This is a genomic window from Pseudomonas sp. S2_A10 (genome assembly GCF_054668465.1).
Genome location: NZ_CP162773.1, coordinates 3,136,530 through 3,152,158, shown reverse-complemented (window position 1 = coordinate 3,152,158; position 15,629 = coordinate 3,136,530). Strand labels below are relative to the sequence as shown.

Below are 15,629 nucleotides of genomic sequence, written 5' to 3'. Positions count from 1 at the left end.
GAGCTGAGCGTCAACCGAAAAAAATGTCAGGCATTCTTCCCACATCGATTGGCTACGTTTCGCCCCATGGCGACTTCAGCCGTCATAACACTCAAGCACTGAGCGGCGTCAGTCACCTGTGGCAGGATTTCTTTGCCCAGGCCCTGGCCGAACAGACGAGTGAAGTGGTGCCTGCCTGTGGCACGTTTCCACCGGTTGACCTGAACAGCCCGGAAGAACCGACCGTTGGCAGCGAGCTGCACGCGCACATCGTCAGCCAGCGTGAGTGCGACGTGGTCGAAACCCAGGTTCGCCCGCCGGAGCCGCTGTTCCTGCCGATCGCCGAGTTCGAAATGGAGCTGCTGGACAAGCCGTTCCCACCGTTCCCGCCGGAAGAGCTCAAAGCCCAGCAAGAGCAACAGGATTTCGACAGCAGCTGGGTACGCCCGATTGTGATCAACAATGGCCAGCCAGTGCCGGAGCCAGGCCCTGCGCCGCAGAAACGTCCGCTGTACCTGCCGATTGCCGAGTTCGATCTGGACTTGCTGCAGAAGCCTTACCCGCCGTTCCCGCCGGAAGAAATCGTCGAGCAGCAGAAAGCTCTGGACTTCGATAATGGCTGGGCTCGCCCGATCGTTCTGCAGAACCTGCGCCTCGCCGCCTGATCCTCAGCGACACACGCTCCAGCGCCCGACATCGACATGAAAGTGATTGCGATGGGCGGCGTTGTAGTCCGGACTCAACACCACACTGAATGACTCACAGGCGCCGTCACGCAGCTGGCGGAGAAACTCTGCGTCCTGGTTTTGCTTGGGCCAATCCCTGAGCACGCTGATCGTGCGTCCGCCAGCCAGACGGAAACCGGCAATGTCCAGCGCGTCGGCACTGGCATGTCGACTGAGGGCACCGCTCTCACGGTTGTAGACATTGCGACAGGCAAAGCTGCCGAGGTGATCGACACGCGCGATCTTCTGGCCATAAGCCGATTGCGCGGCCGGTTGCAGGGTGTGGTGTTCGAACATCGCGTAGGCCACCGCCAGCGGGCAACTGGCAATGAAACTGCTGCTCAGCGCCACTCCACCTCCCTGCACCCGCAGAGCACCGACCAGCGGACACTTGGCGCCGGGGCTGTCGGCCTGGGGGCTGACGCGCAGATCCGAGCTGCTCAATGCCTGTGCGCAAAGCTCGGGATCACTGCGCAGGCGCATGAGTTTGTAACCGGTGAGCCAGTTGGGCGCGGCTTTTATGTCCAATGGCGCCCACGCATTCCACTGCGGCGGCACGTCCAGCCAGCCACGCCAGACACTCACCGCGCCACCAGCGATCGCGAGCAACACCCCCCAGAACAGCCAACGTCCCATGCTCAGTCCTTGAAGAATTGATTGGCCTTGGCATACGGCATCGACTGTGACGTGAAGCCAAAGGTGCCGGATTGCTGGATTTCCTCAGCCGCGCGGAAGAACTCGCCGAACGCCGCCAGCGCCAGTGCCGACCCGGTGCTGATCCGCCGGACGCCCAGTTCCTCGAGCTGTTGCACGGTCAGTTTCAAACCGCCAGACATCAACACATTGACCGGTTTCGGCGCCACCGCTTGCACCACTGCGCGCACTTCTTCGGCGCTGCGCAAACCCGGCGCATAGAGCACGTCGGCACCCGCTTCGGCGAATGCCTGCAAGCGGCGAATGGTGTCGTCAAGATCGGGGTTGCCGTGCAGGTAATTTTCCGCGCGAGCGGTGAGGACGAAAGGAAACGGCAGGGTGCGCACCGCCGCGACAGCGGCTTCAATCCGTGCAACGGCGTGTTCGAAGCAATAGATCGGCGCGTCCGGACGTCCCGAAGCGTCCTCGATCGACCCGCCCACCGCGCCCGCTTCGGCGGCGCGCAACAGACTCTGCGCAGACTCGACCGGATCATCGGCAAAGCCGTTTTCCAGATCCACCGCCACCGGCAGATCCGTCGCTGCGACAATCGCCCGGACATTGGCCAGGGTCTCGTCGAGATTCAACGCGCCATCAGGCTTGCCTTGGGAAAACGCGTAACCAGCGCTGGTGGTGGCCAAGGCCTGATAACCGAGACTGGCGAGCATCTTCGCCGAGCCGGCATCCCACGGATTAGGGATGACGAAGATCGCCTGGCGATCATGCAGCGCTTTGAAGGCTTGGGCTTTGAGGCGTTGCTGTTGACTGACTTGGACGTTCATCGACGGCCTCCCGGGCAGAAAAAACCCGCCTCAGAGCAAGCCAAGCTGCTCGGCGGCGGGTTCTCTGTATAGCTCAGGCAGCGCGGGCAAGCCAGGCAAACGTTGCATCAGTTGGGAGTGAAAACGCTGCGCCAGTTTCGCTGCCAACAGGTTATCGGCGGTATGCAGAAAGACGTAGGGCGTGCGCCCCTCTTCGATCCATTCAGCAATCTTCGCCACCCACGGCACGAGAAACGCATCGTTGGCCTCAAGCTCGGGATGGCCGATGAAGCGCACCTGCGGAAACTGCGTGAACGCCGCCGGACGGGTGGGCACTCGCGGCTTTTTCGACTGCGCGTGGATCACCGAGGACTCGGTCGACAAGCAGCTGAACAGCGCGCGCGGGTCGAGACAGATGCGCTCGACACCGCGATCCAGCAACAGACGATTGAGCAGACGCTCGCTCTCGCCCTTGGCGAAGAACTGTTCATTGCGCACCTCGACCGCAAGCGGGCAATCCAGTGCATCGATAAACGCCGCGAGCTCCGGCAGACGCTGCGGCGTGAAGCTTTTCGACAGTTGCAGCCACAGCGGCGAAACACGTTCGCCTAACGGCTTGAGTAATTGCAGGAAGGTTTCGGCAGCGGTCAGTTGCTCGCGCAAGTCGCCGCTGTGGCTGATGTCGCCGGGGAATTTGGCAGTGAAGCGAAAGTGCGCCGGCATGATCTCGGCCCAGCGTTGCACAGTGGCTGGCGACGGGCTGGCGTAGAAGGTGGTGTTGCCTTCGACGGCGTTGAACACCTGGCAGTAGAGAGCGAGAAAGTCGGAGGTTTTTGCGTCTACCGGATACAGATACTCGCGCCAGGCATTTTCGCTCCAGGACGGGCAACCGAGGTAGTAAGGCAGATCCATCAGATATACAGATCGAGGCCCAGCACGTCTGCGTCCCAATCGACAAAACCGGCGGTGCTCAGGTAGCTGGCCAGGGCCATGGCTACGCTTTTCTTCATCGCGCGGTGGTAGATCATGTCTTGCTGACGGGCAGGCAGGTTGCTCAGGCGTTGCGCGGTAGCTTGGGCAGCACGGGCGGCCAACTGCTCTTCGCTCGGGAATTCCAGCTCGCCGTCGATGATCTCGACGGACTCATCCAGCGCCGCATTGCCTTTACGCGGCTTGCGCTTGATGGGGTAGGACTGAGTGGAAACGCCGTCTATACGCATAATGTCATGCTCGGTATCAATGATGGCAATTTAGCGGCACTTGACCGACTTAGCAAACCGCCGAGTGATAACTAGAACACATAAAGCGCAAAAGGTTTTAAGCGAGGGGGCAGAAACTGACGATTGGCGATATTTGTATGTGACCGCGAACCTGTGGGAACGAGCCTGCTCGCGAAGGGTTCAGCACATTCAACACATGCATTGACTGACCAGAAGCCTTCGCGAGCAGGCTCGCTCCCACAGGAGAAAGTGTCGTATCAGCGGGCTTTGGGGGTGGCAACTTTATCGCGCAAGTAAACCGGCTGCGCGTCATCTGCCGGGATCGCCTCACCGCGCTCCCAGGCGAAACGCGCCAGGGTCAGCAGGTCTTCGGCGTGGGGCAGCATGCCGGCGTCGGAGCCGCTCAGATTGACCGCGATGCGCTCGCCGTAACCCCAACCGGTACCGGCACCGAACCAATCGCCACTGGCATCAGCGGGCAACGCGGCGACTTCCGGTGGTAACACGGCTTCGGCGCCAACCAGACGCATCTCCCCCGCCGTCTCGCGGTAGCAGCCCCAATACACCTCATCCATCCGCGCATCGATCGCAGCCGCGACCTGGCTTACACCATGCTCACGAAAGGCACGCTGGGCCAGCACGGCAAGGTTGGATACCGGCAACACCGGACGATCCAGAGCAAAGGCCAAACCCTGCACCACACCAATGGCAATGCGCACACCGGTAAACGCGCCCGGGCCACGGCCGAAAGCAATCGCGTCGACCGCTTGCAGCGTGGTGCCGGCATCCGCGAGCAATTGCTGAATCATCGGCAGCAGCTTCTGCGCATGCAGGCGCGGGATCACCTCGTAATGGCTCGTGACCTTGCCGTCATGCAGCAAGGCAACGGAGCAAGCTTCAGTCGCGGTGTCCAGGGCCAGCAAGGTGCTCATCGATGTTTCCAAAACAGGGGTGGGAAAAAGTGCGTCAGTATAAACAACAACGGCCCGCAAGCGGGCCGTGGATTGATGCTGCGGTTCAGACTTTTCAGCTCAGCGCGGCCAGCACCTTGGTGGTGATTGCATCAACCGAACCAACGCCTTCGATGTGGCTGTACTTTGGCTTGCCGCCGTTCTTGGCGGAAAGGTTCTGGTAGAACTCCACCAGCGGTTTGGTCTGCGAGTGGTAGACCGACAGGCGATGACGCACGGTTTCTTCAGTATCGTCCTTGCGCTGCACCAGCTCTTCGCCGGTGATGTCGTCCTTGCCAGCCAGTTTCGGCGGATTGTAGATGATGTGGTAAACGCGGCCGCTGGCTTCGTGAACACGGCGACCGGCAATACGCTGCACGATTTCTTCGTCTTCTACAGCGATCTCGACCACGGCATCCAGCTCGACGCCGGCAGTGACCAGCGCTTCAGCCTGCGGAATGGTGCGCGGGAAGCCGTCGAACAGGAAACCGTTGGCGCAATCAGGTTGAGCGATGCGGTCCTTGACCAGCGCGATGATCAGGTCATCCGACACCAGGCCGCCGGCATCCATGATGCTCTTGGCTTGCACGCCCAGTGGAGTGCCAGCCTTGACCGCAGCACGCAGCATGTCGCCGGTGGAGATTTGCGGAATGCCGAATTTCTCGGTGATGAACTTTGCCTGAGTACCTTTACCGGCCCCGGGAGCTCCCAGCAGAATGACGCGCATCGATGTGCTCCTCAATTTTTTATATAAAAGCTTTACAAAACAAAGGATTCGCTCGTAACCGGCGGATCCTGAAAATACGGGTCGTGGCCGCACAAACGGCCAAAGGCTGATCAAGATACACAGCAGGCTGCGCCCACACAAGACGCCAAAAGTCGGAGAAACCGACGCCCGCCGTGACCCCGCGACGCGATAACCCAAGTCGCAACCCCTACATTAACTGTCGCCTCGCGGCACTTTCCTACAGCAGGAGAAGCGGCATCCGCCCCTTGTCGCGAATGCCGCCTGAGGTGATCAGCAACCTTAGCCGGTATTGCGCAATCCGGCGGCAATCCCCGCCACAGACACCAGCAGCGCCTGTTCCACCGGGCTGCCCTGCTCGACATCCTGCTGCCGCGAACGCGCCAACAGTTCCGCCTGCAATAGATGCAGCGGGTCGAGGTAGGTGTTGCGCAAGCGGATGAATTCGAGGGTGTCCGGGCTGTGCGCCAGCAGCTGCGACTGCCCGGTCAGACCGAGCACGACGGTGCACGCCTGCGACAATAGGTCGCGTAACTGCGCGCCCAACGGCAGCAGATCAGCTTCAACCAGACGCTCGTCGTAGGACTGCGCAATATCCGCATCAGCCTTGGCCAGAACCATTTCCAGCATATCGATGCGGGTGCGGAAGAACGGCCATTGTTCGCGCATCTGCCCCAGCAACTCACCTTCGCCGCGCTCCAGCGCCTTGCTCAACGCAGTCTCCCAACCCAGCCAGGCCGGCAACATCAATCGGGTTTGGGTCCAACCGAAAATCCACGGGATCGCCCGCAGGCTTTCGATACCGCCGGCGCGACGTTTGGCCGGGCGACTGCCCAGAGGCAAACGTCCCAGCTCCTGCTCCGGCGTCGACTGACGGAAGTACTCAACGAATTGCGGATTTTCCCGCACCACCTGGCGGTAAGCGCTGACACCGTCCGCCGCCAATTCGTCCATCAGATGGCGCCATTCAGGCGTCGGCGGCGGCGGTGGCAGCAAGGTCGCTTCGAGCACGGCGGCCAGATACAGATTGAGGTTTTGCTCGGCGATGTCCGGCAGGCCGAATTTGAAACGAATCATTTCTCCCTGCTCGGTGGTGCGGAAACGCCCGGCCACCGAACCCGGTGGTTGCGACAGAATCGCCGCGTGCGCCGGACCGCCGCCACGGCCAACGGTGCCGCCGCGACCGTGGAACAGCAGCAGTTCGACTTGCTGTTCGCGGCAGATTTCCACCAGGCGCTCCTGCGCGCGATATTGCGCCCATGCCGCAGCGGTGGTGCCGGCATCCTTGGCCGAGTCGGAATAGCCGATCATCACTTCCTGCGGGCCATGCAAACGCGCGCGATAGCCCGGCAACAGCAGCAGACGTTCCATCACCGGCCCGGCGTTGTCGAGGTCGGCGAGCGTTTCGAACAGCGGCACCACGCGCATCGGCCGCAGTACGCCGGATTCCTTGAGCAGCAGTTGCACCGCGAGCACATCGGAAGCCGCGCCAGCCATGGAGATCACGTAGGAGCCCAGCGACGCAGCGGGTGCGGCGGCGATTTCCTTGCAGGTGTTGAGCACTTCGGCGGTGTCGGCCGATGGTTTGAAATGCGCGGGCAGCAAAGGGCGACGGTTGCTCAATTCTTCGGTGAGGAAGTTGATGCGCTGTTCTTCGTCCCAATCCTCATAGCGGCCGAGGCCGAGGTAATCGGTGATTTCTGTCATCGCCGAGCTGTGCCGCGTCGAATCCTGACGCACATCGAGGCGCACCAGGAACAGGCCGAACGTCACCGCCCGACGCAGGCAATCGAGCAACGGCCCGTCGGCGATGACGCCCATGCCGCATTCGTGCAGCGAGTTGAAACACAACTGCAAAGGCTCGAGCAGGTCGCGATTGTCGTGCAGCACATCGGCGGTGGCCAGGGTCGGCGCGGTCAATGCAGCGTGCGCCCAATTGCGCGTCGCACGCAGACGTTCGCGCAATTGTTTGAGCACCGCGCGATACGGTTCGGCACTGTCGCCAGCCTTGGCCTTCAGCGCATCGCTGGCCTGCTGCATCGACAGTTCGGCAGCGAGATGATCGACATCGCGCAGGTACAAATCAGCGGCCATCCAGCGCGCCAGCAGCAAGACTTCGCGAGTGACAGCGGCGGTGACATTGGGGTTGCCGTCACGGTCGCCGCCCATCCACGAAGCGAAGCGGATCGGCGCGGCTTCCAGCGGCAAGCGCAGGCCCGTGGCGGCGAACAGCGCCTGATCGGCCTTGCGCATATGGTTGGGGATTGCCTGCCACAACGAATGCTCGATCACCGCGAAGCCCCACTTGGCTTCATCGACCGGCGTCGGGCGGGTGCGGCGGATTTCTTCGGTGTGCCAGGCTTCGGCGATCAGCCGTTGCAGTTTGCTGTGGATCTGCTCGCGCTCGGCGCTGGTCAGGTCGCGATGATCCTGAGCGGCCAGTTGCGCGGCGATCGCGTCGTACTTCTGGATCAACGTGCGTCGCGCCACTTCGGTCGGGTGCGCGGTCAGCACCAGTTCGATTTCCAGCCGCGCCAGTTGCCGGGCCAGAGATTCGGCGCTGTGCCCTTCGCTGCGCAGGCGCGCGAGCAGTTCCGGCAACACCCGCGACTCGAACGGCGCCGGTTGCGACTCCTCGCGGCGATGGATCAGCTGGTACTGCTCGGCAATGTTCGCCAGGTTGAGAAACTGATTGAAGGCCCGCGCGACCGGGAGCAATTCGTCTTCACTCAATTGATTGAGGCTGGCGCTCAGTTCAGCGTCCATCGAGCCGCGCCGGTCGGCCTTGGCGCCTTTGCGAATCTGCTCGATCTTGTCGAGGAACGCCTCGCCGTACTGGTCTCGAATGGTGTTGCCCAACAGCTCTCCGAGCAGGTGAACATCTTCGCGCAAGCGTGCATCAATATCGGTCATCAGCAGTTCTCCAGCGGTAATCGGGGACAGCGCAGAAACGAATGCTTTGCCAGAGAGTGCCGCTCTGCGCCGCTTCTTACAAGCAGGCGACGAATTGACTTTAAACCTTGCCGGCGAAAGCTAGTCTCAACAGTAAGCCGTACGACGGCCCGCCGCCGGCGCTGCCGGACACTCACCCAGGCCTGCCATCAGCAGGCGCTAAATGAGGTCATCATGAAAATTCGTGAACTCGCCCAGCATTGGGAAGAAAACGCCAAAGGTCGCCTGACCGACACCGGCTACACGATTCATCTGGACGTCGAAGCCGCCGCAAGGCTGGCGGCGATTGCCGAAATGTACCCCAAGCGTCACCCCGAGGAACTGCTCGGCGAGCTGATCGGCGCCGCGCTTGAGGAGTTCGAAGCGAGCCTGCCGTATGTGAAGGGTTCAACAGTGGTGGCGACGGATGAGGAAGGTGATCCGTTGTATGAGGATGTCGGTCCGACGCCGCGTTTTCTGGCGTTGTCGCGACGGCATTTGCATGATCTGTCCTCGGCTGAGAACAAGCAGAAGCACTGACTCGACACACATCAAAACCGTGGGAGCGAGCCTGCTCGCGAATGCGGATTTTCATTCAGCATTTGCGCTGACTGACACATCTCATTCGCGAGCAGGCTCGCTCCCACATAGGCTGTATTCCAGTTCGCAAATTGGTTTATCAACAGACAAAATACACCCGCGCGTACCGCTCCAAAGCCCCAAAGTTCCCGCCCCAGAGCCTTGTCCAAACGGTCAATTAAATTTTTGGCGATAGGCCATCTTTTCTGAACTTTTCAAAAATGCCGCCGGTCGGAACAGGTAACCACGCCTGGAACGAGCGTTTCAATTCGCGTCTACAAGCGATGCTTTCGCCTCCTCTGCCAGGATGGATTCAGTTGTATTTTCAGGAGATGCCTAATGGAGTTGAAGACCATGAAAACCCAAACCTCGTTTTCCCACCTGCGCGGTCTGAAACTGGCCGCTCTGGCCATCGGCACCAGCTTCGTACTGGCCGGTTGCGCCGGTAACCCACCGACCGAGCAGTACGCCGTGACCCAATCGGCCGTCAACAGCGCCGTCAGCGCTGGCGGTACCGAATTCGCTGCGGTGGAAATGAAGCAGGCTCAGGACAAGCTGAAACAAGCTGAAATCGCCATGCACGACAAGAAGTATGACGAAGCCCGTCGCCTGTCCGAACAGGCTGAATGGGACGCTCGCGTCGCTGAACGCAAGGCTCAGGCCGCCAAGGCCGAACAGGCTGTGAAGGATTCCCAGAAAGGTGTTCAGGAACTGCGTCAGGAAAGCCAGCGCACTGTGCAGTAAGCGCGCATCCCGACCGCAAAGCTGAAACTCTTACCGATAGAAAGGACGAAAAATTATGCGTAAGCAACTGATGATTCCCGCTCTTCTGGCCGCAAGCGTTGCACTGGCAGCCTGCTCCACACCGCCTAACCCGAACCTGGAACAGGCGCGCACCAACTACGCCGGCCTGCAGGCCAACCCACAGGCGAGCAAAGTCGCGGCACTGGAAACCAAAGACGCCAGCGATTACCTGGACAAGGCCGACAAGGCTTATCTGGACAAAGAAGATGCAGCCAAGGTTGACCAACTGGCTTACCTGACCAACCAGCGCGTGGAAGTGGCCAAGCAGACCATCGCTCTGCGCACCGCTGAAAACAACCTGAAAAACGCCGCCGCGCAACGCGCCCAGGCTCGTCTGGATGCCCGTGACCAGCAGATCAAACAGCTGCAGGACAGCCTCAACGCCAAGCAGACCGATCGCGGTACGCTGGTGACTTTCGGTGACGTGCTGTTCGCCACCAACAAGGCTGATCTGAAATCCAGCGGCCTGGTGAACATCAACAAACTGGCGCAATTCCTCCAGGAAAACCCGGATCGCAAAGTGATCGTCGAGGGTTACACCGACAGCACGGGCACCGCGAGCTACAACCAGTCGCTGTCCGAGCGTCGCGCGACTTCCGTGCAGATGGCCCTGATCAAGATGGGCGTCGACCCTTCGCGCATCGTCGCTCAGGGTTATGGCAAGGAATACCCGGTAGCGGATAACGGCAGCGTTTCGGGCCGTGCGATGAACCGTCGTGTGGAAGTGACCATCTCCAACGACAACCAGCCGGTAGCACCGCGTTCTTCGGTGAGCTCGAACTAAGCTCCACCCGGTAACGCAAAAGCCCCCCTGAGCGATCAGGCGGGGCTTTTTTTGTGGAAGTGTGAAAGTCGGTTGACTCAATTCCCATGACCGTTTCGTCTTCCGAAAGCGAAGTCCACTGTCAACTATGACAGTGGACGAGGATCGGTACATGGAAGAGGCTGTTACCTGTCAGCCTGATCCTCACAAGGATTCCCCGATGAAACGATCAATCATCGCAGTCGGATTTTTGTCGACACTTCTCCATACAGCGATGAGCTGGAGCAACGCGGCAATCCCACCAGAGCCTTTGTATGATCCCGATGACATGGTCATCAGCACCGATCCCGAACTACTGACTCCCTCGATAAAACGCCCGATCACAGGCGTTCAAAAGGTATTGCTGGTGGTCGGGCACTGGTCAGGCGAACCGGGCCTGGACTCCGAAAAAATTGCTGAGCAAACTTTCTCAACGCACTGGAACTCATTGCGCTCCTACATCCTCGCTGCCTCCGGCAATAAACTGAAACTGGAAGGCACACAGATCGAGGCAGATTTCGGTCCAAAACCTGCAACATGCTCCGCTTCAGGCAGTCTCGACGCAGGACGCAAAGCGGCCCGTGCACAAAACATTGATCCCGCAGGTTTTCCATTCCTCTTTGTGGCGGTCCCCTGTGGCGGCGGCGCAATCGCTACGGTGCCGGGAAACTGGATTTGGGTTAAAGGTATGCCGGGCTCACCGCATACATGGAAGCACGAATTCGGCCACAATCTGGGATACCCACATGGCGGCACTTATACCAAATGTCCGGTGAGTAACGACGTTGTTCAGGCTCCTGAAGAGTGCAGCCCGATCGGGTATGGTGATACTGGAGACTCGGTATCGGGTGGCGGAACACTCTATCCGGCAATCAACCGGTGGTTTTCCGGCTGGCTAGATGACTCGCAAGCCGCCGTGATCAGTAAGACAGGTCTGTACCGCCTGGGGGTATTGGGTAAGGAAGGGCCTCAACTTTACATGATCAATCGGCCCACAGAACCTCAGTTGATAGCGCTTGAGTACCGCCAGCCCACACCATTCGACGAATTTTCTCCCACCGATAATCGCGTGACCGGCGTCTGGATCAGGTACTCGTCACTGAACGGGACGGTGCGCAACGTGCAATTGGATGCCTCGCCAGAAACTGCCACAACGAACGATCCTACCCTGCAGCCAGGACGGACGCTGGAAGACGCGACGGCAAAAATCAAAATCAAAGTCTGTGCGACGGATAAGGCTGGTGCATCGCTCGCAATTGCAATAAATGGACAAGGCCTCCCATATTGCACAACGACAGTCGTGCCACCGCTGGTCATGACACCCGAGCAGAACGCTACAACAACGCTGAAACCTTTGATCACTGGAACGGCGCGACCGGGAGCAACGATCAAGGTAGCAGAAGCCGCAACCCCGGAGACTTTCTTCGCAACAGCTATCGCGGATGTACAAGGCAGGTGGTCAATAACCCCTCCTACCGATAGGCCATCAGGCCCCAATGCGCTTGTGCTTCGGCAGTACTTTGGCGACAGAGTCTCGGGGCCGTCCGAGCAGCGTTTATTCAACGTTGTTGATATCGTGGATGTGCCTCCCCCGGTTATCTCCAGGCCAGTGGAAAACGCTGACTCCGGTTACAACCCTTTGCTTTCAGGCACAGCATTGCCTGGCGCCCATATTCGCGTAACCCGCGTTTACGGCCCTTACGAAATACTGGCGGAAACAGACGCTGATGCCTATGGCAAATGGTCAGTGCGAAGTGTCTGGACATTACCCTCAGGGCCTTTTTCCATGACAGCCTGGCAAAGCATTGATGGTAAGCGCTCGCCGTGGAGTGCCAATAGAACAATCAAGGTAATTGATACGCTCGACGCGCCAGTCATAGAAACCCCACTAGAGGGTAGTGACAGTGGTCAAAACCCTCTGCTCTCCGGCAAAGCTCTTCCGGGCGCACATATCCGTGTGTCCAAGGTCTACGGCCCTTACGAGGTACTGGCGGAAACAGACGTCGATGCCTATGGCAACTGGTCGGTGCAAAGTGTCTGGACTTTACCCGTCGGCCCGTTTTCCATGACTGCATGGCAAAGTATCGATGGCCATCGCTCACCTTGGAGCGCCAATCGAAAAATCACGGTAACTGACGCACCCGCAGCGCCTGTTATCGACACACCGGTGGAGGGCAGTGAAAGCGGCCAAAATCCGCTGCTCTCGGGAAAAGCGCTGCCGGGTGCCCATATCCGGGTCACCAAGGTTAACGGCCCTTACAACATACTGGCGGAAACAGATGCCGATGCTTACGGCAACTGGTCGGTGCAAAGTGTCTGGAGCTTACCCGTCGGCCCGTTTTCCATGACTGCATGGCAAAGCATTGACGGTAAGCGCTCGCCGTGGAGTGCCAATCGAAAAATCACGGTGACAGCCAGCCCTTAGCTGTAAAAGCTCCTTCGTTCAAATGGAGGGGCTCTTTGTTAAGTTTCCTACTGTAGCCCCTCACCCCAACCCTTCCCCGAGGGAGAGGGAGCCGATTGGGGGATGCTCTAGAGATACATCGATCTGAAAGTGCTTTATTGAATCCATAATCGACACGGTCTCTCAGGTCGATGTATGGCGGAATACACCTCGGTCAGTCCCCTCTCCCAATGGGAGAGGGGGAAAGTGATCCAGCAGAATCACTGCTCCAGCTTCTGCGGCGTCTCCTCCCCCATGCAGCGCACAGCCTTTTTCTGGCCATTGATCAACACACCGGTCAACCCTTTCTGCTCGGTATCAAACAACACCAGCACGCCATCAATGCACTGCGCCACTTGCGGCGCAGGCGTCAGCGAGACTTTGTAGTCCTCGCCCGGCACGGTCTTGAGCATGGTGAACTCGCTGAGCAGCAACGCATCCTCCGGCTTGGCAAAGTGCAGGTAGCCGTAGTACCACAGCGCCCCGACGGTGCCGAGGATGCTGCAGATACCGGTGATGATCAGCGGGATGGCATTACGTTCTTCACTCATTGCGGGGTCTCATCTTCGGAATTCGGGGGCGGCGGATAGTTGGGGATTTCGCCGAGGCGGCGCAGGCCGTCGAAGTGCTCGGGATCGTCGAGATAGCGCAGCATGACCTGACGCCACACCGGGTCGCCGAAGGTTTGCACATGACCGCCACGGGTCAGCTGCAACACGCGCGGCGGCGGCGCCGCTTGATACAGGCGAATGCCGTTGGCCATCGGCACCAGCGGATCGTCGATGCTGTGGAAGATCAGCTTGGGCACGCCGGTCAGCTGCGCCATCGAGTTGATCGCGCTGTCGCCATCCGGCACCAGCCACGACAGCGGCACCTGCAACGGCCAGGTCAGCCACGAAGTGCTGAGGGCGAATTGGCCGACACTGCGATAACTGGCCGGCACACCATCCAGCACCAGGGCCTTGAGTTGTTTTTGCCGTTCCGGGTGCTGCGCCAGCCAATGCACCGACATCGCGCCGCCGAGGCTCTGCCCGAGCAGCACCAGCGGTTTGCCTTTGACCTCGGGCGCTTTGTCGAGCCAGGCGAACGCGGCGTCGATGTCCTGATAGATCGCCGGCAGGCTCGGCTTGCCTTCGGACAAACCGTAGCCGCGATAGTCGACCAGCAGCACCTGATAGCCGTTCTTCGGCAACCACCAGCTGCCGCCCAGATGCATCGGCAGATTGCCGCCGTTGCCGTGCAGATGCAGGACCGTGCCTTTGACCTCAACACCAGGTTTGGCTGGCAGCCACCAGGCGTTGAGCTTCAAGCCATCAGCGGTGTTCAGAGTGACAGTGCGGTATTCGAGTTTGGCTTTGTCCGGGGTGAAGATCTGGCCCGGTTCAGGGTAGAACAGCAGCGAACTGCAACCGCCGAGGGTCAAGAGCAGGCAAAGGATGCCGAGGATTCTCATCCGGTGAAACCTCGCAAAGAAGAGAACTGAACACAAATCAAACCTGTGGGAGCGAGCCTGCTCGCGAAAGCGGTGTATCAGCCGACATCAATGTTGAAGGTGAAATCGCATTCGCGAGCAGGCTCGCTCCCACAAGGGGTTCGGTGCTGGGTCTAGAGGATATTGGAGTAATCCGCCTCAATCCGGTCCAGGCTCAAATGGTTGAGGAAGTTGGAGAAACACATCCACGCCGACAACGCATTCAAGTCACGGAACTGATCCGGTAGATATTTCGGCGGCACCACCAGCCCTTCATCCACCAGTTGCCGCAAGGTTCGCATGTCTTCCAGTGTGGTCTTGCCACAGAACAACAGCGGAATCTGCTCGAGCTTGCCCTTGCGCACGGCCAACTGAATGTAGTTGTAAACCATGATGAAGCCCTTGAGATAGGACAAGTCTTTGGTGAATGGCAGACCGGTCGGCGTCGAGCCACGGAAAACCCGGCTGGCGTTGCCGTAGCTTTCGGCCATCTCGAAACCTTGCTCGCGGAAGAATTCGTAGATCTGCAAAAAGTCGGCGCCCTCCTCGACCATATGAATCGCACGGGTGCGGTTGGTCAGTTTGCGCAGGCGACTCGGGTAAGAAGCGAAGGTGATGATTTCCATCAGGATCGCCAGCCCTTCCTGGGTCACCGTTGACGAGGGCGGGCCTTTGGACAGGAACGTGCAGATCGGCTGGTTCAAGCCATTGAGCGTAGTGCCGACGTGCACCAGACCTTCGTGGACTTCCAGTGCGCGCACGTCGCGGTCGTTGAACAGCGCATCCGTGCGGATCTTGATGTAGTCGGCGCCCGCCGCGGCGTCGGCGACGATGCCGTCGGACTCGAACACGCGAATGGTTTCTTCGGCCTCACCGAATACCTTGTTCAGTCGGGTTTGCAGCAGGTGCACCGCGTCTTTGGCGGTAAGGATCTTCGGTTCGTCCTTCAGATCGCCGCGCCCGTCGATGTTATTCAGGTAGTCGGACATCATCAGGCCGAGGTCGGCCAATGTCGGGTCACCGGCGTGGAAGGCATCGGACGCCGCGCCGTACAGCTCCTGCGAGATCAGTCCGAAGTCCTCGGTGCCACGCGCTTCGAGCATGCGCACCACCATGCGGTATTCCTTGCACATGCGCCGCATGATCTGCCCGACCGGGTTGAACTGGCCGAGCTGGCGGGTGATGTCGCGCTCGATGTTCTGAAATTCCAGTTTGACCTGGCTCGAATCGAACGACAGCGGGCGGTTGAGGTAGTAGTCGCGATCCACCGCCGGCATTTCCTTGCCTTTGGCCTTGAGAAAACCCTTGCGCACGTTGTCGTCCCACTTGACCGCATCGAGCACGCGGATCGGCGTCTGCGCCAGCACAATGCGATCGGACAACATGCGTATCGTCTGCTGGTAATCGTCCACCCGAAACTCCTGTAGAAAACGTGACGTGCTGAAACTCAGACTCTTGATCGTTCCCACGCTCTGCGTGGGAATGTCGCCCGGGACGCTCCGCGTCCCTTTTTGCTGCGTGACGCA

15 protein-coding genes are annotated in these 15,629 nt (G+C 59.7%); 5 read left to right on the top strand and 10 right to left on the bottom strand.

Going from position 1 to position 15,629, the window contains the following annotated elements; all coding sequences use genetic code 11:
• The first annotated feature begins 23 nt into the window (after positions 1 to 23).
• On the top strand, positions 24 to 644 hold the full coding sequence (locus AB4N41_RS14110) for a hypothetical protein (RefSeq protein ID WP_056783179.1): 621 nt from the start codon (positions 24 to 26) through the stop codon (positions 642 to 644).
• Between the two features lie 3 nt (positions 645 to 647).
• On the opposite strand, the gene AB4N41_RS14105 is transcribed toward AB4N41_RS14110, so the two are convergent.
• The 7 genes from AB4N41_RS14105 to ppc form a co-directional block, all read right to left on the bottom strand.
• Entirely contained in the window at positions 648 to 1,340 is a 693-nt protein-coding gene (locus AB4N41_RS14105; RefSeq protein WP_252877512.1) for an extensin-like domain-containing protein, read from the bottom strand.
• 2 nt (positions 1,341 to 1,342) lie between these two features.
• Positions 1,343 to 2,179 carry an isocitrate lyase/PEP mutase family protein gene (locus AB4N41_RS14100; RefSeq protein WP_252877511.1) on the bottom strand — a complete coding sequence of 279 codons (837 nt, stop codon included), beginning with the start codon at positions 2,177 to 2,179 and terminating at the stop codon, positions 1,343 to 1,345.
• A gap of 30 nt (positions 2,180 to 2,209) precedes the next feature.
• Complete coding sequence (locus AB4N41_RS14095; protein ID WP_236168075.1) at positions 2,210 to 3,070, bottom strand: DUF72 domain-containing protein; 861 nt, start codon at positions 3,068 to 3,070, stop codon at positions 2,210 to 2,212.
• Entirely contained in the window at positions 3,070 to 3,378 is a 309-nt protein-coding gene (locus AB4N41_RS14090) for a hypothetical protein (RefSeq protein ID WP_016771497.1), read from the bottom strand. The genes AB4N41_RS14095 and AB4N41_RS14090 overlap by 1 nt, the downstream gene beginning before the upstream one ends.
• A gap of 257 nt (positions 3,379 to 3,635) precedes the next feature.
• Entirely contained in the window at positions 3,636 to 4,310 is a 675-nt protein-coding gene (tsaB, locus tag AB4N41_RS14085; RefSeq protein ID WP_095180471.1) for a tRNA (adenosine(37)-N6)-threonylcarbamoyltransferase complex dimerization subunit type 1 TsaB, read from the bottom strand.
• A gap of 94 nt (positions 4,311 to 4,404) precedes the next feature.
• Positions 4,405 to 5,055 (bottom strand): adenylate kinase, encoded by a 651-nt coding sequence (adk, locus tag AB4N41_RS14080; RefSeq protein ID WP_076566076.1) that lies wholly within the window; start codon positions 5,053 to 5,055, stop codon positions 4,405 to 4,407.
• 300 nt (positions 5,056 to 5,355) lie between these two features.
• A complete protein-coding gene (ppc, locus tag AB4N41_RS14075) occupies positions 5,356 to 7,986 on the bottom strand; it encodes a phosphoenolpyruvate carboxylase (protein WP_252877509.1) in 2,631 nt (876 codons plus the stop codon).
• Positions 7,987 to 8,199: 213 nt separating this feature from the next.
• Here ppc and AB4N41_RS14070 point away from each other — a divergent pair, with 213 nt between their 5' ends.
• The 4 genes from AB4N41_RS14070 (at position 8,200) to AB4N41_RS14055 (ending at position 12,614) form a co-directional block, all read left to right on the top strand.
• On the top strand, positions 8,200 to 8,544 hold the full coding sequence (locus tag AB4N41_RS14070; RefSeq protein ID WP_016771500.1) for a hypothetical protein: 345 nt from the start codon (positions 8,200 to 8,202) through the stop codon (positions 8,542 to 8,544).
• A gap of 378 nt (positions 8,545 to 8,922) precedes the next feature.
• Positions 8,923 to 9,327, top strand: coding sequence for a DUF4398 domain-containing protein (locus AB4N41_RS14065; RefSeq protein ID WP_024011747.1), 405 nt, complete (start codon positions 8,923 to 8,925; stop codon positions 9,325 to 9,327).
• Positions 9,328 to 9,382: 55 nt separating this feature from the next.
• The gene (locus AB4N41_RS14060; protein WP_024011746.1) at positions 9,383 to 10,171 is read left to right on the top strand and encodes an OmpA family protein; all 789 of its coding nucleotides are present in this window, start codon (positions 9,383 to 9,385) and stop codon (positions 10,169 to 10,171) included.
• A gap of 199 nt (positions 10,172 to 10,370) precedes the next feature.
• Entirely contained in the window at positions 10,371 to 12,614 is a 2,244-nt protein-coding gene (locus AB4N41_RS14055; RefSeq protein WP_252877508.1) for a metallopeptidase domain-containing protein, read from the top strand.
• A 239-nt stretch (positions 12,615 to 12,853) separates the two neighbouring features.
• On the opposite strand, the gene AB4N41_RS14050 is transcribed toward AB4N41_RS14055, so the two are convergent.
• The 3 genes from AB4N41_RS14050 to AB4N41_RS14040 form a co-directional block, all read right to left on the bottom strand.
• The gene (locus AB4N41_RS14050; RefSeq protein ID WP_095180465.1) at positions 12,854 to 13,183 is read right to left on the bottom strand and encodes a hypothetical protein; all 330 of its coding nucleotides are present in this window, start codon (positions 13,181 to 13,183) and stop codon (positions 12,854 to 12,856) included.
• Entirely contained in the window at positions 13,180 to 14,085 is a 906-nt protein-coding gene (locus tag AB4N41_RS14045; RefSeq protein ID WP_252868859.1) for an alpha/beta hydrolase, read from the bottom strand. Before AB4N41_RS14045 ends, AB4N41_RS14050 begins: the two co-directional genes overlap by 4 nt.
• A gap of 152 nt (positions 14,086 to 14,237) precedes the next feature.
• Positions 14,238 to 15,488, bottom strand: a complete 1,251-nt coding sequence (locus tag AB4N41_RS14040; protein ID WP_166554750.1) for a flavohemoglobin expression-modulating QEGLA motif protein — start codon at positions 15,486 to 15,488, stop codon at positions 14,238 to 14,240.
• Positions 15,489 to 15,629 lie beyond the last annotated feature (141 nt).